This is a genomic window from Geomicrobium sp. JCM 19039, assembly GCF_000698145.1.
Taxonomy (GTDB): domain Bacteria; phylum Bacillota; class Bacilli; order Bacillales; family Marinococcaceae; genus Geomicrobium_A.
In genome coordinates this window covers 1-22,043 of record NZ_BAXB01000009.1, presented here as the reverse complement: position 1 = coordinate 22,043, position 22,043 = coordinate 1, and the positions used below count along the sequence as shown (strand labels likewise).

Here is a 22,043-nt window from a genome sequence, read left to right as displayed (position 1 = left end):
AAAGCGCATTACCAACAAATCTGAATTTTTATACGTGTTCATAATGTGCTACACTGGGTCATATTCAAAATTGAAACAGCTAGGAGCTTCAGAAATGAACACTTCAACACTCTCCACTAAACAGATTTTTTTTATCGGACTTATGCTTTTTTCCTTATTCTTCGGTGCAGGAAACCTCATCTTTCCTCCATTCCTTGGATATGAAGCTGGCGAGAATTTTTGGTTTGCAATGCTCGGCTTTCTTCTCTCTGGTGTGGGTCTACCGATACTCGGAGTCCTTGCCATTGTTTATACAGGGTCTGACGATGCTGAAGCGATTAGTAAGCGGGTGCACCCGTTGTTTGCCACACTGTTCACAACTCTTACCTTTCTTGCGATTGGCCCGCTGTTTGCCGTACCGCGAACAGCCGCGGTTTCTTACGAGATTGGTGTGACGCCATTTCTAGATACGATCGGAGCCTTTTCATTACTTGTATTCTCATTCCTATACTTTGCTATCGTCTACTGGCTCGCAGCGACACCTGGTAAATTTATTGATCGGATTGGCAAGATCATTACACCTTTTTTACTCGTTGTCCTCGCCATTCTTTTGTTTAGTGCGGTTTTTGGGCCTCTGGGTTCTTTTACAGCACCAACCGAAGTGTATGACCAGTTCGCCCTTTTCTCTGGTTTCACTGAAGGATACTTAACGATGGATACGATTGCTGCATTTGTCTTTGGTATTCTCGTACTCGAAGCCATTCGTTCTCAAGGTGTAAATGACCCACTACTCACCCGTAAAATCACTTGGAAAGTGAGTATTATGCTGCGCTGTTGCTTTCGATCATTTATACCGGTTTAGGCTACCTTGGCGCAGTAAATGCTAACGTTTTAGGGGATCATGAAAATGGTGGACAAATCTTGCAACTGACCGCTTTTGAGTATTTTGGACTGACAGGAAACGTCCTTCTTGCTCTAGCGATTATCTTAGCTTGTATTCCAACGGCCGTTGGATTGATTGCCTCATGTGCTCGCTATTTCAATCGCTGGTTCCCATCGGTTTCATATCGATTGTTTGTGTTTGTCCTTACTTTTTCTAGCTTTTTCATTGCAAATATGGGGCTCGATACACTCATCTCATTTTCGTTACCAGTTCTTACGTTTATCTATCCAATCATCATCGTGCTAATTGTGCTAGCATTTACGCACAACCTCTTCGGAGGAAGAACTGCAGTCTATCGCTTTTCAGTCACGCTTACAGCCATCGTTAGCGCAATGGACGGTCTAGATGAAGCGAATCTGCTACCAAACTTCCTTGACGAGCTAAGGATGCTTTTACCTCTTTCACAACTCGATCTCGGCTGGGTCGTTCCTGCTTTAGTCGGTGCAGCGATTGGGTATTTAGTGTCTAGAAAACCAAGGAACCATACAACGTAGTTAACACTCGCTACAGGCACATATTATGAGCGGGAAAACCCGAACAAGCGCCGGCAGAACTCATCTTTGGTTCTGCCGCGCTTGTGATATGCGGAACGATTGAAAGGGATTTGAAGTTGTCGCTGGGAGTGTATGCTCTGTTTTTCGAAAGCGTGCACTCCTCTGGCGATTGAGTGCACATCTTTGTCATAAGTGCGCACTTCCAGATCAAGCGTATTTGCTGTTCATTTGCATCCCAAATGAAACGCAACACACACATCTGTATGTTGATGTTATAGAGTTGATAAGTCGTATTCAACTTCACTACGTAGTAACGTACGTGTAATTATTCTTTTTTCCATATAAACAGCCCGTAGGCTGGTTTTTTATAGTTCTGCTTTTGCTTTGTCAGCAAGTGCTGTAAATGCTTCTTTGTCGTTGACAGCAAGGTCAGCAAGCATTTTACGGTTAATGTTAATATCCGCAAGTTTAAGTCCGTGCATCAAACGGCTGTACGAAAGTCCGTTAATACGTGCTGCGGCATTAATACGCGCAATCCAAAGCTTACGGAATTCACGCTTACGATTACGACGATCGCGGTATGCATATTGTCCTGATTTAATAACTTGTTGCTTCGCTGTACGGAACAACGCATGTTTCGAACCGTAATAGCCCTTTGCGAGCTTTAATATCTTCTTGCGACGACGACGTGTGACTGTTCCACCTTTTACTCTTGGCATCGTCAATCCCTCCTCTGGTTACCTGTTTCCGATTATTTTTTGTATGGGAGTAACGGCTCAATACGTGACTGATCACTTTTGTCCATTACTGCTTGTTTGCTAAGGTGACGCTTTTGCTTTTCAGTTTTGGCAGCAGCCAAGTGGCTTGTGTTTGCATGGCCGCGCTTTAATTTCCCTGATCCTGTACGCTTGAAGCGCTTCGCAGCACCGCGGTGTGTTTTCATTTTTGGCATGGTGTTTCCTCCTTTACACATTACATGTTGAGCAACGCTCTACATATTTACTTCTTATCGTCTGCCTTTGGTGCAAGAATTAAGAACATGCTACGTCCTTCCATTTTCGGATGTGTTTCCACAGTCGAAAGGTCTTTACATTCGTCAGCAAGACGGACTAATACTTCACGTCCAATTTGTGAGTGGGTAATGGCACGTCCACGGAAACGAATTGCCGCTTTCACCTTGTCACCCTTCTCTAAGAACTTACGTGCATTTCTAAGCTTTGTATTGAAATCATGCTCTTCAATGTTCGGACTTAGACGCACTTCTTTTACGTTAATGACTTTTTGCTTTTTACGAGCTTCTCGCTCTTTCTTCTGCTGCTCATAACGGTACTTTCCGTAGTCCATAATGCGACAAACCGGTGGGTTTGCATTAGGGGCAACAAGAACGAGGTCTAATTCAGCTTTCGATGCTAGTTCAAGCGCTTCGCGCTTTGGTTTCACACCTAATTGTTCGCCATTAGCGTCGATGAGACGCACTTCACGTGCACGAATCCCATCATTGAGCTTCATATCTTTACGAATCGTGAGCCACCTCCGTCAAATTTAAAGCGATATGAATCTAAACATGCTCACAAAAACAGTTTTGCACACAAAAAAGCGGGGCCGTAAACATACGGCGCCCGCTACTGCCATCACGTTCGATTGCATACCTGGTAACTGCCGAATACTTCGACGCTTTGCAGGTGAGAAGCGGGCGCTTCTGCTTGAGTGCAACATGTTCAATACTTCATAACTATACAGGATGGTTGGGCTATTGTCAACGCCCTACACCCATTTCCTACAGCATGCTACTTACGAGCTTCTGCTTTTATTTGTTCAACAAATTCATCAAGAGGTTGCGACTCGGTGTCCGTTTCCCCGTATTTGCGAATGTTCACTTCCAACGCATCTTGTTCTTTATCTCCTAGAACGAGTGTGTACGGGATCTTCTTCGTTTGGGCTTCGCGAATCTTATAGCCAAGTTTCTCTTCACGTACATCGACTTCGACACGTACTCCCGCTTTTTGTAATGCTTCTTTCACTTTTTCTGTGTACGTTTTGTGCACTTCCAAAGAAACCGGAATGAGCTGAACTTGTACTGGGGATAACCACGTCGGTAAAGCGCCTTTGTACTCCTCAATGAGGAAAGCAACAAAGCGTTCCATCGTTGAGACAACCCCACGGTGAATGACGACTGGACGGTGTTCTTTCCCGTCTTCACCAATGTACGTCAAATCCATTTGATTTGGTAGATGGAAATCTAGCTGAACTGTAGAAAGCGTCTCGTCTTTCCCAAGAGCCGTTTTCACTTGCACATCTAGTTTAGGACCGTAAAAAGCCGCTTCTCCTTCAGCTTCTACATACTCTGCACCTGTTTCATCCATTGCTTCTTTTAGAAGAGCTTGTGCTTTGTCCCACATCTGATCGTTATCCACATATTTCTCTTTATCTTCTGGGTCACGGTACGATAAGCGGAAATAATAATCGTTTATGCCAAAATCAGTGTACACGTTTTTAATGAGGTCAACGACGCGCAAAAACTCTTCTTTCATTTGATCTGGACGACAAAAAATATGAGCATCGTTCAACGTCATCCCACGAACACGTTGCAATCCTGCTAATGCCCCTGACATTTCGTGACGGTGCATTGTTCCGAGTTCTGCAATGCGGATTGGTAGTTCGCGATAGCTATGCAGACTGTTTTTGTAGACCATCATATGGTGTGGGCAGTTCATCGGACGAAGGACGAGGTCTTCATTGTCCATTTCCATCGGCGGGAACATGTCCTCATGATAATGATCCCAATGCCCTGACGTTTTGTACAAATCTACACTACCTAAAACCGGTGTATACACATGGTCGTAGCCAAGTCTCTCTTCAAGATCAACGATATAACGCTCGATTGTTCTACGAATGGTGGCGCCTTTAGGAAGCCAAAGCGGCAACCCTTGACCCACTTTTTGGTTCACGGTGAAGATCTCCAACTCTTTGCCGAGTTTTCGATGATCCCGTTCTTTCGCTTCTTCTAATAAACGCAAATGCTCGTCTAGTTCTGCTTGTTTCGGGAAGGCTGTTCCGTAAATTCGTTGCAGCATTTGGTTGTTGCTGTCGCCACGCCAATACGCACCTGAAATGTTCATTAGCTTTATTTTCTTTAGTTTGCTCGTAGATGGCACATGTACCCCACGGCACAAGTCTGTGAACTCGCCTTGTTCGTATAACGACACGGTTTCGCCTTCTGGAATCGCATCAATGAGTTCCAACTTCAAATCATCACCGATGTTCTGAAAATATTGCTTCGCTTCTTCTCGAGAAACGACTTTTCGAACGATCTCATGATTCTCATCCATAATCTTGTTCATTTCTTTTTCGATTTTAGCAAGTCTTCCGGTGTAATTGTATGCGAAGTATCAACGTCATAATAAAAGCCACCTTCAATGACTGGACCGACACCGAATTTCGCATCGGGGTACAAACGCTTGACTGCCTGTGCCAAAGCGTGGGCGCTACTATGACGCAACACGTCAAGACCTTCTGGATCTTTATACGTATAAATTGCGATCCGGCCATCACTTTCAATTGGCGTACGCAGATCGACCAACTGGTCATTCCATTTCCCAGCGACTGCCTGTTTTTTAGACCCGAGCTAATTGAACTTGCAACTTCTTCCAACGATGTGCCCACATCAAATGACTTCACAGCACCATCTGGAAATGTTAATTGAATTGATTCTGCCATCTTTTCATCTCCTTTAATGTAAACACGAAAAAGCTCGTCCCTAAAAAAGGGACGAGCTATACCCGCGGTTCCACCCTCATGCATCAACAAATTAATTGATACGCTTGAGACCGGTTAACGCCCGGGGTACGGCAGCAAATACTCATTACACTGTTCTTCGCTGCAGCTCCGAGGGGGTGAGCATCAAGACCTTGGATGAAAAGCTTTCAGCCGATGGCTTTTCTCTCTGAAATCTGTATCTTGAGCCGTGTCCTCTTCCGTGCCATTTCATTGTACCGATATTATATAGTGAATGTGATGAGTTTGCAACCTACACTTCTAACGCCTCTCGCAAGTGAGGATTTAAATGGCTCAATTCCTTCATACATACGCTCCTAAAATACCATTCATTGCAACGCTTACATTCAGCAATTGATTGATATAGGAAGCTATCATCTTCTGTCATTCTATATTGAAAATAGAACAACGTTGCGCGGTCCCACTCAGATAAAGCGTCGGTGTCTAATAATTTAATTTTCTGAACAGATTCATTGTGTTTTTTTTGACTAATTAAATAAATGATCTGTGATAGCTGATTTACTGGCAATGACTCATCGAGTGGATAATGTTTGTTCACACCCCAATACGAATACAATAAGTTTGCACTTTGCTTATTTAAGCTAACGAAACGTTCTAAAGAATAGGGGTTATTCATTCCTTTCGTAAAATAATTCTCTGCTTTTTGTAAATCAGAGAACAAATAAGAGCGTCCCATATGTAACGAAAACCAAGATTGTAGCGCCGGTCGATGAATGTCATATAATTGCCTCAAGTAATGCCTAGCTTTCTCAAGCTGATTAAGTTGAGTATAAGACACTCCTAACAACACGTGTATCCGCATTTTATAGCTCTCCGCCATGTATTCTTCTGTCAAAAAGGCAATGCTCTTATAAGCGAGTTTAGAGCATAACGTAAACAATGAATGTTCCCCTTCATGCGCAAAAAGATAAGCCATAGAAATGTATTTAAGTGTGTACGTTTCGTCTGTTGGTGCTGGAAGTTTGGAGATATTCTTAATCATATCTTCATCAGGAGAAAGCTGCACTTTCATCTGTTGCATAATCTTGTAGTATTGCGCATAGATGACACTCTCCGCATTTGAAGCGTCCAACATGCGTTCTATATGCTGGTCGTGAAGGTGTTGCATTTCAATAGACGTATATTCTAACGCATAGCGGGCATTTTTGCCGTTTACGTCTAGGGAAGGTATGTACGTTTCCATAAGTTCAACAATGCGATTTGGGAATGCGGCCTCCGTCACTTTCAACAAGGTGGCAAAAGATTGAAACTCGCGCGCGGGATGATTAACAAATTTATAGATAGGTGTTGGATTGGAATACCCTGCCACCTTCGCTAACGATTGTGCCAACGTGCGATCTTTATCCATCGCTTCTCGCAATGCTTCTTTCAGCTTACCCATTCCCACTCCACCTTCCATAATTACATACGACGCACCAATTCAATCAGCCTATACTCATTAGTGTATTCAGTTCGACGTGAAACGGCAAGTGGTTTCCTTCAATGCCAACACAATCCGACAGAACTACTATCATTTCTACAAAATCCCCTAAAATTTGTCACTGTCAAATGGTTCCTCAAAAGTGTCGTCATTTTTATTAACGAGTTTTGAAGCATTAATGCCGTGCTCGACTGCCCATCTAATCACATAGTAAAGCGCTATAAAGTTTAAGGCGATGATTCCAACAATGAATAAAATATACACAAAAAACAACTCCTTTATGAGTGCAGTACCCTTCATTGTTGGACGAAAAACCTACCCGCATTATTTCCCGGGAAACAATGAACAAAACGCAGAGCTAATGTTAGCTCTGCGTCTCAGCAATCTTTATTTCTGCACGTTGTCTTCTTTATCGAGCCAAATCTCTCCATCTTTATACGTCATTTGTTCGGGGTATCGAAGGTTAATGACTTCTTCTTGTATCTCTTGTGAAGGTGCTTTTGTCATTAAGGAAACGACGATACACGTGATCAAGTTAATCGGTACACTAAAGATCCCAGCCCCAGTATCACCGACACCGAACAACGTGAATCCGTTCATTGCCATAAAGATGTACCCGAGCGTTGTGCTCAGACCAATTAACATCCCGGCAATCGCCCCTTGCTTGTTCATGCGCTTCCACCACACCCCTAAGAAAAGGACAGGGAAGAACGTACCGCCAGCAATGGCGAATGCCCAAGCGACAATTTGCGTAATGACCCCTGGCGGGTCAAGCGCCAACAACCCAGCAGCAATCGTTGCTAAAAAGATCGCAATACGACCGGCCTTTAACCGCTTTTTGTCACTAGCATCTGGACGCAATAAGCGGAAGTATACATCATGAGCAATGGATGAACTGATCGTAATTAACAGTCCCCCTGCAGTAGATAAAGCGGCTGCCATCGCTCCGGCAGCAACCAAACCGATAACAAAAAGGCCAAGATTTGCAATTTCTGGGGTGGCCATAACGACCATATCCTGAGAGACGGTAATCTCTTGCCAACTTAGAATTCCATCACCATCTGTGTCAGCTACGGACAATAAACCTGTATCGACCCAACGATCCACCCAGGCCGGCAATTGATCCATCGGTTGACCGGCAACTTGTGTCATCAGAATAAAGCGCGAAAATGCGGCGTATGCAGGTGCTGATAAATATAACACCCCAATGAAAATCAGTGCCCAAGCACCGCTCCATCTTGCTGCCTTCATTGTAGTTACTGTGTAAAAGCGCACAATAACATGGGGAAGAGCTGCTGTACCTAGCATTAGCGTAAACATGAGAGCAATAAATTGACTTTGTGTACTTTCTGAGAATGGAGCAAAATATTCAGTGAGCCCTAATTCACGGTCTATTGCTCCAATCTCATCAATAACATTTCCGTACGTCAACCAAGGAAGTGGGTTGCCCGTCACTTGCAGTGACATAAAAATAATTGGAATGACGTAAGCAATAATTAAAATGAGATATTGGGCAACTTGTGTCCACGTGATCCCTTTCATCCCACCGAGCGTCGCATAAATGGCAATTATTCCCACTCCAAGTAATACACCAGCCCAAGTAGGAATTGCAAACAAACGTCCAATTACGACCCCTGAACCGGACAACTGTCCAATTAAGTAAGTAAAACTAATAATACACGTAGCTACAGCACCAATTACCCTCGCAGTATCGCTTCGAAACCGGTCTCCAATAAACTCTGGCACTGTAAAACGCCCGTATTTACGTAGTTGGGGTGCGAGTAAAAAGGTTAAGAACAAGTACCCGCCTGTCCAACCCATGATATATGGAAGACCATCGTATCCAAGAATCATAACCGTACCTGCCATACCTATAAACGAAGCGGCACTCATCCAGTCTGCACCAATCGCCATCCCGTTCCAAAACGGAGGAATTCCTCTTGATGCTACATAAAACTCAGACGTTTCTTTCGAGCGTGTATAAATCGCAATTACAATATATAGAGCAAAGGTAGCTAAGATCATTCCGACAGAAACTAGTGTTTGCGTATCCACATAATCCTCCTCCCGACGTTCACATCACTTTATTCGTCTAGTGTTCTCCCGCTTGAAGCAACAATTCTTTCATTCTCTGAATCATCAACACCATACTTCGCATCTAATCGGTCATTCAGTACAGCATTTAAGATAAGCAATACGATAAACACGAGTACAGAACCTTGAGCGCCCATATAATAGTGAAGAGGCATCCCCATGAAGGAAAATTGCGAGAAGAATTCTGCAAAAAGAGCTACACCAAATGAAACTGTAAACGCAATTACAAGAAAGGAAACAATCATAACTATACGAATTTTGTAATAATTTTCTGCGTCTTTATTTGATACTTTGATCATCTGAAATCCTCCTCATTGATTACCGTAAACCAAAGATAAAGGTGATTGTTTCACGGAATGAAAGCGGTACTTGGATGATGGAAACGAAAAGGTAGAGACCAATTGCAGCGATGGGCACACCTAAATAGATCGGCTGCTTCCGTCGTACCGTCAGAAATATACTAGCGATGACAATTCCCCAAAAAAGAACAAGGAGCATCGAATCATTCCCCTCTTTCACAAAAAATGTTAAATAAATTCCACTTTACTACACTCAAGAAACCGCTTACAATATAAGCATGTCCTCCCTTCCAACAGTGCGAGTTGTACTTAGCTTACATGAGACAAAAATGAGTGTCAATTTATATTATTTTAACTATTTACGAAACATAAATTTTCTTCACAAAAAAAACCCGACGCGAGTTGCGATCGAGTATCGAGCTATGGCATGTTTTTGCGGCTCACTAAGCGACCATCATGTCCACCGTTTGTTTTTGTAGCAATTTTCTCAAACGAACTCCCACTGCTCAAAGGCGCGGAGGTTAATTCTCTCTTGAAAGATGTTACGAAGTGTCAAAATCACACCGTCATCTCGGTCTGTGTAAACATAAAGTCGTTTTGGAGCGAGACTAGCGATTGGACTTATAATGCGCTCTTTCGGAAGCAGTCCCTCTTCAAAGACAAGGTTGCCTTCTGTATGGTGTGTTCTTCTGGCAAGTCCCCACTCTACTCCAGATTGATCACAAAAGCGAAATTCCGTTTGATTCGGATACCATAGATGAACCTCGGTACATTGTGGTTCTGAACTTTCTACATAAGACCGAAGCTGTTCTACAATCGTCTGATATTCTTGTTCAAGTGTGTACTCTTCCAAAACGGCTGCTGTTAAATCATCCAAATAATGAATATAACTTCCAATGCAAAAGTTTAAGAAGGGGTTCCATTGAAATACGGCATACTGTTGAAGGTGCTGATATACACAATAATAGAGCGCATCAACACGTTGATTCACTCGCTTTCCAATGGGGATCTCTGTTCTTTCACCTGATAGTATGGCTTTCATCAATTCCATTACTTGTTCTTGTTCAGTACGGTCTTTCAATGCATGACTCTTTTTGAATTTTTGGATCATGAATTTGCACTCATAATGCTCCACAATCTCATCGGTTAGAATTGCAGCTATATACGGAATAATCGACTGAAACCATTCATCACTCGTTCCAGAATGTTGAACACGCAATTGTCCTTCATGCTGCTCGACTGAGAAATCCGCGGCGATTTCTCGAATGCTTCCTTTTAGTCTTTCATAAACACTCACACTATTAATGCCATCATTAAATTCAATGGAATGCACACCCAAGCCCCCTCTGTGCCATACGTCAATTATTACAGTACGCGTACCGTTCAGCGCTTCACTCTGATTCATCATATGGCTTAGGAAGACAAACATGCCAAAAAAATAGACATAAAAAGAAGAAGTCGCTAGGACTTCTTCTCAACCATCGGTTTAGTTTTGCATTTCAAAGTCTCTGGATACTCGTTCATCTTCAGCAAACACGTGACGTGTATTATACTTCGTGTCACGTACAGCAGGTGTTTTGCCTGCTTCACGAATAATGTCTAGCGCCCGGTTATTGTTTACTTTGTGTGTAGTACCTGCTGCAGATACTACGTTTTCTTCGATCATTGTACTTCCGAAGTCGTTACAACCAAAATGTAACGAACGTTTTCCTGTTTCTGGTCCCATCGTTACCCATGAAGATTGGAAGTTCGGGACATTATCTAGAAACAGTCGACTAATGGCTACGTTTTTCAGATAACCGTTCGGGGTGATTTTCTCCCCTTTCATACGGGTATTGTCTGGTTGGAATGTCCACGAGATAAACGCAAGGAAACAGTTCGTCTCGTCTTGAGCATCTCTAACACGTTGTAAATGTAACGCACGCTCTTCATTGGATTCACCAAAACCAATGACCATTGTAGCCGTTCCATGCATTCCAACTTTCTTAGCTGTCTTCATACATTCAATCCATTGTTTCCAGTCTATTTTCAGACGGCTTACAGCCTTGCGATTCTCTTCTGTAAGAATCTCTGCACCACCACCAGGCAATGAGTCTAGTCCTGCATCTTTCAACGCTTGCAACACTTCTTCAAGTTCCATGCCTGAAACATCCATCATCTTATAAATCTCAGCAGGTGAGAATGAGTGCATCGTAATGTCCGGGAAGCGTTTTTTAATGTTCCTTAGCAAGTCTGTGTAGTATGTAAACGGCAAATCAGGATTCGTTCCACCTTGCATAAGAATCTCCGTTCCACCTACATCAACGGTTTCCTGGATTTTGTTGAAGATTTCTTCGTCGGAGAGAACATAACCTTCCTCATGTCCTGGCGGGCGATAGAACGCACAAAAACGACAGTACGTATCACAAAAGTTCGTATAATTTACATTCCGTCCGATGACGAACGTCGTAATCGGATCGGGATGCCACTTTTTCATCATTGTGTCTGCAGCTTTTCCGAGCTTCTCCATTTCTTGTTCGTTGTTCTCATCAACTTCATATAGCCTAACCGCATCTTCCATTGTCAATCGTTCCCCAGCCGTTGCTTTTTCAAGGATGTGATCGATACTCATGAAGACTCCTCCTAATCCCGAATCAAATTCTATTCAACATCTATCGTAACATAGTGTGTTTCTTTGCTGCGACAATCTTTGCTCATTTATGTGTGACGTCTATTTCTTCCCGCTACAAAAAGTTCTGTTGTTTGCGGTCGAATTCGTTCCATCACCCGCTTGGCTTTCAAGCGTTCTTCCCCCCTTTTTGGGAGAAGCTCAAGTGATCTTCTAATTCATCATAATCCCAATTAGACGTAAACACCGTCGGCAATTTTTCTGTCATGCGGTATTGTAAGATCACACCTAAAACATCATCACGCACCCAACTTGACATCGTTTCTGCCCCTAGGTCGTCGAGTAGCAACACAGGTACACGTTTGACCGCTTCTAGTTTCTCAGTGACGGTTCCGTCGGCAACCGATTGTCGCATTTCTCGAAAGAACTCAGGAACGTAGACGAGCATCGATTGGATGTTTCTTTCGGCAAGCGTGTTCTGGATGGCCGCTGCAATATACGTTTTGCCGACGCCAAACATTCCGTGCAAATAAAGGCCTTCACCTTGCTCACCTGGATGGGTTTCATTAGCAAACCGAAGCGACTGTATGACCGCTTTTCCCCTTGTATCATCTGATTCATCCAATCAATCGCATTAAAAGAAGCCTTCTTGAATTCTTCGGATACGTACATGCTTTTGACAAGTCCTTCTCGCACTCGCCTCGCGTCATGTGCTTTCTTACTCGGGCATGGTAAATACCTCATTTGGATTTGACCATTTTCAACATAAAGTTCAGGTTGATGGCCTCGCATCAAGTTTGTGCAACCATCCAAGCTCGTACACCGATCACAGTCGATACTTGAACTTTTATATTCATATAGCTGTGAAAGTCCTTGCTGAATGGCTCCATCTTCTAACTCATCCTGATGCGTTTGTAACCATTGCTCAATTCGCTCGTCTTGAAACAACCGTTCACTCGTTTGTTTCAACCTCGAACTCCAGCCACTCTCATTCATATACTTTCTAATTGAATCACGAATCGGTTCCATTGTTTACTCCCCACCTCCTCGTTGATATTGTTCCAATAAAGATTCAAATGCTTGTCGATCTTCTTTCGTTTTCTTTTTCTTTGTATCTTCGCTTGTTTCCTTAGGCTCTTCTGTCAACCACTTCGGTAATTTATCCTGCCTGTTTGACCTTGATTGCGTGCTTTTCTTGGAGCCGATTTTTGAGCATTGGTTTGTTTATGCTTTGCATCTTTACGGTTCTTGTATTCTTGTTTAGCAAGGCGCATCGCTTCTTCCACAGTTTTAATCCGTTTTCTCGACCAATGACCCGCAATCTTTTGCACGAGAGCAGCGTCAAGCTTTTTGTCGTTCGTTCGCATCACATAATCAATGAGTGTATTCGCTACGCCTGGCGAAAATTGATAATCATGAACGAGTGACTCTGCTAAACGTAAATCTGCAGGGGAGACAGAAGCACCATCCGATAGACTAGTAAGAAGGTCCAGTGGAGAGATTCGCTCGTAGTATTGCACCATCTTATCATCTTCACTTACTGGTTGTTTACTTGAATCTTGACTCACTTTACTCGTACGCATCCCCAGTTTTGGCGGGGTTTGTCCGTGGGTCGTCCGGTACCAATCCTTCACTTTCAAGCGTAAGCGTTCTGTATCAATCGTGTCGTCACCGACCATTGCCTCGACGAGAAAACGGCTCATCGTCTTTTCATCAATTTTGTAGATAAACGCCAGTTGTTGTACGACGACCAACACTTCTTTCGTAAGCAACTGTTCTTGTAAAAAGAAAGGAGGCAAGAATGTCTTTAACGTCACTGAATCCAAAGGTTCTCCTGCAATGACCGGCTGTTCAGTCTGTCGACTTGTGGCTGTATCCACATGCTCTTCGACAGGATCTTGTTGAAGCTCAGAATCTTTTATCGCTTGGAACACATCATTAAACGCCGCCGTTTTATTTTCCCATTCACCGGTAAGTTTTGAAGTACTAAATCTTCTTCGAACTTCTTTAAATCGATTTTTTCCAATGCGATTTTGTAAGAAAACACCGAGCAGCGGATCCTCCAAAAATTCTTTTGCTGATAACGGTGTCTTTAAATCATAAACAAACATCCGGTCTTCACCGTCGTTTTGGTGTTGCATGAGCGTCGTTAGCAGCCCAATTGCTTCTAGTTTTTTGCGTGCTTCTAAAATCAAATGCATCTGTTCGCCTAAAGTAACCATTAATTCACGATGCGTGCTTCCTTGACACATATACGTGTCTCTTTCCAACCGATAATATAACGTCAAATAGACATTAACGGCCAAAGCGCCAATTAAAGGTTGGTATAACAGCACGAGTGCTTTTTGGTCCATTTCCGAAAACGGTCCCATCATGCGCACACGATATCCATCAACGGGCCGAACTTCGCTCCATGTCCAAGACAAAACCAACACCTGCTTTCTCTTTCTACACACAAAAAGGCCCTTCAGCGGAATTGTTCACTTCTTGGCCCCTTCATCACTGCGGTTCATAAGATCTTTCAGTTCATCAATAAACACATTAATATCTTTAAACTGTCGATACACCGATGCAAAGCGGACATATGCCACCTCATCGACTTCGGACAGCTGTTCCATGACTAATTCTCCCACTCGGCCGCTTTGCACTTCTAGCTCCGGATCGCTTCGCAATTGCTTTTCAGTCTCTTGCACAATCTCTTTAAGCGTATCCATGGAAACCGGTCGCTTCTCGCAGGCGCGAATCAACCCTCTAAGCATCTTATCCGGACTAAATTCCTCACGATTACCGTCTTTTTTCACGACGATCATTGGCGTTTCTTCGACCGTTTCATATGTCGTAAACCGATGGGAGCATTCCTCACATTCTCTGCGGCGACGGATTGAACGGCCTTCATGATGCGGCCTTGAATCAAGCACTCGTGTACCATTCGAGTGACATACCGGGCAGATCATTGATTCACTCCCCATTTCTTTGTAATTTGCATTCTACTCATACTATACCATGTCTTGAACAGCTGTTCCATTCCGAGAAAACATGAAAAAACACAATGAAAACGTAACGTCTTCATTCGCCTTAATGTTAACCTTTAATAGCTGTCGTTTCATTAATCTTCTTACCAATTAACTTGACGAGGTCTACGACACGGCATGCATAGCCCCATTCGTTATCATACCATGCAAACACTTTTACTTGACGCTTGTTCATGACCATTGTCGACATGCTATCTATAATCGATGATCGATCATCTCCGTTAAAATCAATGGAGACGAGAGGGTCGTCACAAACACCGAGAATGCCTTGCATTTCTTTTTCTTCTGCAGATCGAAATGCTTCATTCACTTCTTCTGCGCTCACATCACTTTGCAAGTCGCATACCAAGTCAACGAGCGAAACGTTAGGCGTTGGTACGCGCAGTGACATCCCGTTCAGCTTCCCTTCTAAATGAGGTAAAACGAGTGAGATCGCTTTTGCTGCCCCTGTTGTAGTAGGAATGATCGACTGTCCACAGCTTCTCGCTCTGCGCAAGTCTTTATGTGGGTTATCAATGTTCTTTTGGTCATTTGTATACGCATGAACCGTTGTCATCATGCCACTTTCCACACCAAACACGTCATCAAGTGTTTTCACGACAGGTGCTAAGCAGTTCGTTGTACACGACGCATTGGAAATGACGTGATGATGTTCATGGTCATAATCCTCTTCGTTTACACCCATAACGACAGTCACATCTTCATCTTTAGCTGGAGCTGTAATGACCACCTTCTTTGCACCAGCTTGAATGTGCATGCCTGCGGTTTCACCCGTAACAAACTTGCCCGTTGCTTCAATAACGACATCCACGCCAAGCTCTTCCCATGGCAGTTCCAATGGATTGCGGTTTTGAATGAGTCGAATTTCTTTACCATCTACAATAAACGCATCATCAGTTGTATCAATCTGAGCACTAAATTTCCCATGTGTACTATCATGTTGTAACAAATGTGCGAGGGTTTTTGGAGAATGCGTTGCGTTCACTGCAACGATTTCAATATCATCTTCAAAAAAGGCGCGTCTAAACGCCATTCTGCCTATTCTTCCAAATCCATTGATCGCAACTTTTGCTTTCATCTCGGTGCCCCCTAATATGATATACTAATTATTCTTCATTCGCCAATTAGTATATCATATAACATATACTTGTACGATGTTTTTCTTCTATTTGTACATTAAGAACGCACATTCCATTTTTTTAGAATCTTCTCTACTTGTTTTTCACTGTCAAGTCTAGATCCTGAATTATCAACAATTTCATCTGCAAATTTTCTTTTCTCATCTAGAGGGATCTGCGAAGCCATTCTGGACTTTGCTTCTTCCTCGCTACTGTTGTCACGCTCCATCAGCCTCTGCAATTGCGTCTTTTCGTCCACAAATACGAGAAGTACTTGGTCGACGCTGTCCATGCGATTATTTTCTACAAGTAAAGGAATATCATACACGATCGTCTGATGACCTTTTTCTTCGTAATATCTTTGTTTCCGCGTTGACTCTTCCTGAATGAGCGGGTGCATAATGTCGTTTAACGCTTGGCGCTCTTTTTCATCGTTAAAAATAATCGCCCCGAGTTTTCTGCGGTGGAGAGTGTCGTCATCGTGAAATACGCCGTTACCAAACCGATCCTTGATCAGAGCGTGGGCCTTTTCTCCAGGCTCGACGATTTTTCTGGCAATCTGGTCGGCATCAATGATCGGTAAGCCATTTCGCTGTAATAGTTCGGCAACGAAACTTTTTCCACTGGCAATTCCACCTGTAAGACCGATGATCATACGTACCTTGCTCCTTAAATAAAGTTAATGAGACCAATACAAATGAGTAATAATCCTGGGACAAACGCGAGCTTTTCGAACATCATTACATTGGCCAGTTTTCGGCCGCTTTTTTTTCCGAGTATTAAAAATGACACACACATCACCGAAACTAACAAAGCAAACCAAATCATGGAATAACCAAGTATTGCGGCACCAAATCCCGCGCCAAATGCATCTAAAGACAAGGCAATTCCAAGAAGCACGGATTCTTTCACGCCAATACTTCCGGAATTATCCATATCAGCAACGGTCGGTTTTTTTAGAATTTGAATCACTAATCCGAGCTTTTTAAACTCCCACTTGAGCATTTTTTCATCTGCTTGAGGTTTGATTTGCACAGATGGTACTGTTCCTGCTTCGTTAGAGTGGTGTGCGGCTTGGATAATAGCGTACACCCCGATGAGAATGATAATGCTCCCGCCAATGTAATCACCAAACGCAACCGGTATATATTGAAACAAGGCGTTGGCTACCATCCCAGATACTAATACTGCGGAGAACGAGCACAAACCAATGAGCAATATCGGGATCATTGAAATTCGCAGTTTTCTTAATCCATACGTCATCCCAACACCAAAACCATCTACACTTACGGCAAACGCAATATAAGTATTGCAACAAAGGAATCCAAACGAGTCAGCCCCCTCAAACTACGTACTCACAATAGCCTATGTTTTAGACTTATCCGACGTACGTATTGAGGAGGTACTTTTCGTTACCGCTGACAGTGACTGCAAAAATGTGTGCCTCTGCCCGCTGTTACATTTTTTTCGATCGGGGCGGAGCATACTTTACACGGTGCGCCTTTGCGACCATAAACAAACAATTGTTGTTGAAAATACCCATATCCCCATTGCCATTCAAGTAAGAACGAATGGAAGAGCCGCCCGCACGAATGGCATCTTCTAGCGTCTCTTTTGCGTAGATAACAATTCGGGCTGCTTCTTCTGCATCGAGCTGAGACGCGATCTTCCCAGGATGGATCCGAGCTCGAAACAACGCCTCGTCCACGTAGATATTACCAAGACCTGCGGTGATGGACTGGTCGAGAAGCACCGCTTTAATGGACCGAGACGTTGTTTTTATTTTACCGAGAAGGTACTCGGCTGTGAAATCAGGAAGAATGGGCTCTGGGCCTAGCTTGTTCAACGGTGCATGAATAAGCTCATCACCTTTATCAAACAGATGCATCGTACCAAATTTCCTCACATCTTGGTACTCAAGCGTCGTACCATCGGTAAAAAGAAACCGTACATGTGTATGCTTATCCGGCTCATTCGTCGTCACAAGAGAGTACTTTCCTTCCATACGCAAATGAGAAACGAGGGTGTAATCACTCAGATGAAAGATCAGAAACTTTCCTTTTCGTTTTATCGTTTCCATACGCTGGCCACGAACGAGCATTTTAAAATGTTCAACATCATCTGGACGCTTAATCAATTTTGGCCATCCGACTTGGGCTTCTACAATCTCTTTTCCTTCGACGAGCTCATGAGTGTTCGTTTGACTGTTTCTACTTCAGGAAGTTCCGGCATACGTCTAGCTCCTTATTTTGCTTCATACCAAGTGTTTCCATGCTCGACATCTACGACGAGTTCAACATCCAGCGCAAGAGTTTCACTCATTAACTGCGTAACCAGTTGTTCAAGATCCGCCAGTTCATTCTTCGGTACTTCAAAAATGAGTTCATCGTGCACTTGCAGTAACAAGCGGCTCTCATAATTTCGTTCTGTCAATGCATTCGCCACGTCAACCATCGCTTTTTTAATGATGTCAGCTGCAGTGCCTTGGATCGGTGTGTTCATCGCCGTTCTTTCTGCGAATCCGCGCAAATTAAAGTTCCGGTTGTTTATGTCTGGCAAATACCGTCTACGCTTTAATAACGTCGTCACATACCCTTCATCTTTTGCATGTGAAATCGAGTCATCCATATACTGTTTCACTTTCGGGTACGTTTCAAAGTATTTATCGATGAAAGACTGTGCTTCTTTTCTCGTAATCCCTAAGTTCTGAGACAGCCGTAGTCGCTGATTCCATATACAATCCCGAAGTTGACCGCTTTTGCGTTTCTTCGCATTTCACTCGTCACTTCAGACTTCAACACATCAAAAACATCCATAGCTGTTTTTGTATGCACGTCTTCTCCTTCATGAAAAGCCTGCATCAACTTCTCATCACCAGACATATGTGCAAGCACACGTAACTCAATTTGTGAATAGTCAGCAGCTAGAATGACCCAATCCTTTTTTGAAGGGACGAATACTTTTCGGATCTTTCGTCCTTCCTCAAGTCGAATCGGGATGTTTTGCAAATTCGGATCCGCAGAACTTAATCGGCCTGTTTGCGTGAGCGCTTGGTTGAACCGAGTGTGAATCTTGTTTGTATCTTCATGAATCACTTTCAATAACCCTTCTACGTACGTAGATTTCAATTTGGACACTTGACGGTAGAGCAACAGCTTAGGAATGATCTCATGCTTGTCCTCGAGCTTCTCCAATACATCTGCCGCTGTGGAATAGCCTGTTTTCGTCTTTTTAATGACCGGAAGCTCCAAGCGTTCAAAAAGAATCGGTCCAAGCTGTTTCGGTGAGTTGATATTAAACTCTGTGCCCGCAAGTGTGTGAATGTCCTTCTCTAACGTCGTTAAACGCTCTTCTAGTTCTGTCCCCATCACTCTCAACTGTTCTTGGTCAACAGACACCCCAAACAGCTCCATTTCAGCTAAAACTGTGGACAAAGGAAGTTCTAACGTCTCAAAAAGGTCTTTTTGATCGTTCTGTTCGAGTTCTGTTGAAAGCATCGGAACGAGTTTCCAAAGCGTCGCTGCTTTTCTTGCAATATGATCAAGTAGTGCATCTTTTTCTGGCTTCTTTTGCTTCGCACCTTTGCCATACACTTCCTCGTCCGTAAGCACGGTATGTTGTCCTCTTCGTTCAGAAATGTCGGCAAGATCGTGACTAGATAATGACGGGTCAATTAAGTAAGAAGCAATGAGCGCATCAAACTCAACCCCTTGAAGTGCAATGTCTCGCCAACCTAGTGCTACCGTAGATTTTTTTGCGTCAAACAGATACTTCTTTTTCGTGCTGTCAGCGAGCCAGCCTTTAAAATCATCCGACGCGAGCGCCGCTTCTATCGGCACGGTGAACGAACCTTGTTCATTTACAATTGCCATCCCCCATAGGTCCGCATGATGATAATTTTCCACAGGGTCTTCAATAATGAGTGCAGCTGGTGAGACGAGCATTTGACTCGTCACTTCGTCTTCATGTTGAAATGTAAAATCGTCCAATTCAGCGCTGGCTTCTTCTGAGTTATCATCGTCGTTGTCGAGATGCTTCATTAAGGAGTTAAAGCCATACTCCTTAAATAGTTTCCGCACAGCCGACGAATCAAAGCCTGAATACGCCAATGCCTCGATGCTCATATCAACAGGGGAATCACGGTCAATGACCGCCAGCTCTCTACTCATAAGCGCTTGATCCCGGAACTCTTTTAATCGTTCCTGCAATTTAGGACCCGACACATCATCTGCATGGTCCAGTACCTCAGTAATATCGCCAAACTCTTTTAGTAGCTTGAGCGCCGTCTTCTCTCCAACTTTAGGGATCCCTGGAATGTTGTCGGACGAGTCACCTGCAAGTCCTTTCATGTCAGGAATGTGTGTAGCTGGGATGCCGTACGTCTCCTTCATTGCCGCTTCATCATACCAATCAACATTCGTAATTCCTTTTTTTGTAATGGCGACGTGAGTACGCTCGCTTACGAGTTGCAATAAATCTTTGTCACCTGTAAACACACGCACGTCTTGTCCATGTTCTTCGGCACGCTTAGAAAGCGTTCCGATAATATCATCCGCTTCATATAGTTCAACTTGAACCGATGGAATGCTTAATGATTCTAGCACCTCACGAATGATCGGCATCTGTTCTGACAGCTCTGGTGGTGTCTTTTGTCGATCACTTTTATACGCTTCATATTGTTTGTGACGAAACGTCGTTTTCCCAGCATCAAAAGCAATCAGAATGTGTGTCGGTTTTTGCTCTTCAAGAATTTTCATAAGCATGTTCGTAAATCCGTACACCGCATTTGTGTACACCCCTTTATCATTTGTCAGGAGTGGCAATGCAAAAAATGCTCGATAGGCAATACTATTTCCGTCTATAAGTACAAGTTTCTCCAATGGAAGACCCCTTTCCGTTCTCTATTGCTGTTCATATTTTATCATATCTCGCTTAGCGTTTCTCTTTCAGTAGTATAGTCATTCATCCATTGGTAAAAAATATGAAACACGTACACAAAGGAGGGAATTCTGTGAAGAAAGTCATCATCATCTTGCTCCTCATTCTAATCTTGTTCAGCGGGTTTGTATCGTCAATTGCTACGCCAGTCCAAGCATTACCGATTTTGAGCTGGTTGTACATGCAGAAGAATCGTATGGAATAACATACCATTTGTTTGATGAAACCTACGAGTATCAAATGAATGACCAGGAGCTTAGCGGTGAAGAAGCGAAACCTGAAATTGAATCGTTTATATTCAGTTTAGGACTCACCCAAGATCTTCAAGATGAGCAAATGAAATTAAAGGTTTTGGACAAACTTCAGTTATCCGAAAAAGAAGTAAAAGAATTTACACTTGATCTTACGTTTGATGGCGGGAAATCGCAAACGGTGAAGTAATCGTAAAGGGGGCTGTACAGTTAGGTCTTAGCATAGACCTTCGGCACAGCTCCTTTTTCTATGCAGTCCAGACGATCAGTGTAACCTCGGTGGCATAAGACGACCTCCGTGTTTTCAAGGTCGCCGAGGCCTCCTCGGTCTAACGATGAGGGCTATGAGAACGAGCAGTGTAGACAGTGCTACGGTTTTAGAGACTTGGCGTTTTACGTAGCAAACCTCGGGGTGGCTTCTGGCTATGGTAAGATTTTTTCTATTTCGGGAGTTGATTTAGCTAAAATCACACCATTGTTCGTTCTATGGTATGATTTGCCGTTTTTATGGTAGGATTTGCAACACCTGGGTGCGAAAAAGAAGAGAAATCTTACCATAGGAGTTCCTATGGTAAGATTTCTTTCTGAGTTGCACGGTTTTTGAAGCTGGGGCGGGAGAACAGGTTCCAAAGATCACCGATTGGAATCAGATTCACTCATATGTGCCCGTTTAGCCTCTTTCTGATTCCAATCGATCGGCATCTACTTCCAAACATCCGTTAATGGAATTAGATTCAGCACTTTAACGAGAATAAACGGCAATCTAGTTCCAAAGCCATGTTCACATTCGTCCGCGCAACGCCACGAAGATTGAATCGCACTCCCTGCCCAGAACCCTAATTTGAAAACCGATAATTCTGTCGGCGCGAGTCTCGCCGAATCGAGACCGGTTTCGGTTCGGCCCCAGCGGGCCGATCGGTCGTAAGGTGTTAAGTTTAGTCCCATCTGCGCTCCAGTTGGAACAAACTGCGCGCAAGTTTTACGAAATGAGTGCTAAAATCGCTAAAGAAAGAGTCAAGTCCAGATTTATGTGTAAATTCCATTCCCGGTTTCGACCACGCTGAATTCACCA

The 22,043-nt window shown here is 43.4% G+C and carries 18 protein-coding genes, 5 pseudogenes and 1 other annotated feature; of the genes and pseudogenes, 3 read left to right on the top strand and 20 right to left on the bottom strand.

What is annotated here, in order from left to right; genetic code table 11:
• The first annotated feature begins 43 nt into the window (after positions 1-43).
• Positions 44-1,416 (top strand): annotated as a pseudogene (brnQ, locus tag JCM19039_RS27945) (branched-chain amino acid transport system II carrier protein).
• Positions 1,417-1,781: 365 nt separating this feature from the next.
• Here brnQ and rplT read toward each other — a convergent pair.
• The 20 genes and pseudogenes from rplT to polA form a co-directional block, all read right to left on the bottom strand.
• Positions 1,782-2,135 carry a 50S ribosomal protein L20 gene (gene rplT, locus JCM19039_RS10360; protein WP_042426839.1) on the bottom strand — a complete coding sequence of 118 codons (354 nt, stop codon included), beginning with the start codon at positions 2,133-2,135 and terminating at the stop codon, positions 1,782-1,784.
• Positions 2,136-2,167: 32 nt separating this feature from the next.
• Positions 2,168-2,368: a 50S ribosomal protein L35 gene (gene rpmI / locus JCM19039_RS10355; RefSeq protein WP_042398635.1), complete on the bottom strand. Its 201-nt coding sequence runs from the start codon at positions 2,366-2,368 to the stop codon at positions 2,168-2,170.
• A gap of 47 nt (positions 2,369-2,415) precedes the next feature.
• A complete protein-coding gene (gene infC / locus JCM19039_RS10350) occupies positions 2,416-2,925 on the bottom strand; it encodes a translation initiation factor IF-3 (protein ID WP_042398632.1) in 510 nt (169 codons plus the stop codon).
• A gap of 75 nt (positions 2,926-3,000) precedes the next feature.
• Positions 3,001-3,127: a sequence feature (ribosomal protein L20 leader region), on the bottom strand.
• A 76-nt stretch (positions 3,128-3,203) separates the two neighbouring features.
• Positions 3,204-5,133: pseudogene (thrS, locus tag JCM19039_RS10345) on the bottom strand (threonine--tRNA ligase).
• A gap of 310 nt (positions 5,134-5,443) precedes the next feature.
• On the bottom strand, positions 5,444-6,592 hold the full coding sequence (locus tag JCM19039_RS10340) for an AimR family lysis-lysogeny pheromone receptor (protein WP_042426836.1): 1,149 nt from the start codon (positions 6,590-6,592) through the stop codon (positions 5,444-5,446).
• Positions 6,593-6,739: 147 nt separating this feature from the next.
• On the bottom strand, positions 6,740-6,895 hold the full coding sequence (locus JCM19039_RS24380) for a hypothetical protein (RefSeq protein ID WP_193744204.1): 156 nt from the start codon (positions 6,893-6,895) through the stop codon (positions 6,740-6,742).
• 123 nt (positions 6,896-7,018) lie between these two features.
• Positions 7,019-8,686: a sodium:solute symporter family protein gene (locus JCM19039_RS10335; protein ID WP_042426833.1), complete on the bottom strand. Its 1,668-nt coding sequence runs from the start codon at positions 8,684-8,686 to the stop codon at positions 7,019-7,021.
• Between the two features lie 29 nt (positions 8,687-8,715).
• Entirely contained in the window at positions 8,716-9,024 is a 309-nt protein-coding gene (locus JCM19039_RS10330; protein WP_042426831.1) for a DUF4212 domain-containing protein, read from the bottom strand.
• Between the two features lie 19 nt (positions 9,025-9,043).
• Positions 9,044-9,223, bottom strand: coding sequence for a hypothetical protein (locus JCM19039_RS10325; RefSeq protein ID WP_042426828.1), 180 nt, complete (start codon positions 9,221-9,223; stop codon positions 9,044-9,046).
• A gap of 288 nt (positions 9,224-9,511) precedes the next feature.
• The gene (gene ytxC / locus JCM19039_RS10320) at positions 9,512-10,357 is read right to left on the bottom strand and encodes a sporulation protein YtxC (protein ID WP_042426825.1); all 846 of its coding nucleotides are present in this window, start codon (positions 10,355-10,357) and stop codon (positions 9,512-9,514) included.
• Positions 10,358-10,510: 153 nt separating this feature from the next.
• Complete coding sequence (gene mqnC, locus JCM19039_RS10315) at positions 10,511-11,635, bottom strand: cyclic dehypoxanthinyl futalosine synthase (protein ID WP_042426823.1); 1,125 nt, start codon at positions 11,633-11,635, stop codon at positions 10,511-10,513.
• A 166-nt stretch (positions 11,636-11,801) separates the two neighbouring features.
• Complete coding sequence (locus JCM19039_RS25445) at positions 11,802-12,257, bottom strand: ATP-binding protein (protein WP_052398693.1); 456 nt, start codon at positions 12,255-12,257, stop codon at positions 11,802-11,804.
• A 170-nt stretch (positions 12,258-12,427) separates the two neighbouring features.
• Positions 12,428-12,628: pseudogene (locus JCM19039_RS27940) on the bottom strand (hypothetical protein); the annotation flags it as partial.
• A 146-nt stretch (positions 12,629-12,774) separates the two neighbouring features.
• Complete coding sequence (locus tag JCM19039_RS10305) at positions 12,775-14,058, bottom strand: replication initiation and membrane attachment family protein (RefSeq protein ID WP_152550170.1); 1,284 nt, start codon at positions 14,056-14,058, stop codon at positions 12,775-12,777.
• A 54-nt stretch (positions 14,059-14,112) separates the two neighbouring features.
• Positions 14,113-14,586, bottom strand: a complete 474-nt coding sequence (gene nrdR / locus JCM19039_RS10300; RefSeq protein WP_042426815.1) for a transcriptional regulator NrdR — start codon at positions 14,584-14,586, stop codon at positions 14,113-14,115.
• A 127-nt stretch (positions 14,587-14,713) separates the two neighbouring features.
• Positions 14,714-15,742 carry a glyceraldehyde-3-phosphate dehydrogenase gene (locus JCM19039_RS10295; protein ID WP_042426812.1) on the bottom strand — a complete coding sequence of 343 codons (1,029 nt, stop codon included), beginning with the start codon at positions 15,740-15,742 and terminating at the stop codon, positions 14,714-14,716.
• A gap of 98 nt (positions 15,743-15,840) precedes the next feature.
• Positions 15,841-16,437: a dephospho-CoA kinase gene (coaE, locus tag JCM19039_RS10290; RefSeq protein WP_042426811.1), complete on the bottom strand. Its 597-nt coding sequence runs from the start codon at positions 16,435-16,437 to the stop codon at positions 15,841-15,843.
• A 14-nt stretch (positions 16,438-16,451) separates the two neighbouring features.
• Positions 16,452-17,084, bottom strand: coding sequence for a sporulation membrane protein YtaF (gene ytaF, locus JCM19039_RS10285; protein ID WP_042426808.1), 633 nt, complete (start codon positions 17,082-17,084; stop codon positions 16,452-16,454).
• A 110-nt stretch (positions 17,085-17,194) separates the two neighbouring features.
• Positions 17,195-18,014: pseudogene (gene mutM, locus JCM19039_RS10280) on the bottom strand (DNA-formamidopyrimidine glycosylase).
• Positions 18,015-18,026: 12 nt separating this feature from the next.
• Positions 18,027-20,662: pseudogene (gene polA / locus JCM19039_RS10275) on the bottom strand (DNA polymerase I).
• Between the two features lie 131 nt (positions 20,663-20,793).
• On the opposite strand from polA, the gene JCM19039_RS26495 reads away from it, so the two are divergent.
• Positions 20,794-20,925, top strand: coding sequence for a hypothetical protein (locus JCM19039_RS26495; RefSeq protein WP_255343652.1), 132 nt, complete (start codon positions 20,794-20,796; stop codon positions 20,923-20,925).
• A 35-nt stretch (positions 20,926-20,960) separates the two neighbouring features.
• On the top strand, positions 20,961-21,161 hold the full coding sequence (locus tag JCM19039_RS25440) for a YusW family protein (protein WP_373975428.1): 201 nt from the start codon (positions 20,961-20,963) through the stop codon (positions 21,159-21,161).
• Positions 21,162-22,043: the final 882 nt, after the last annotated feature.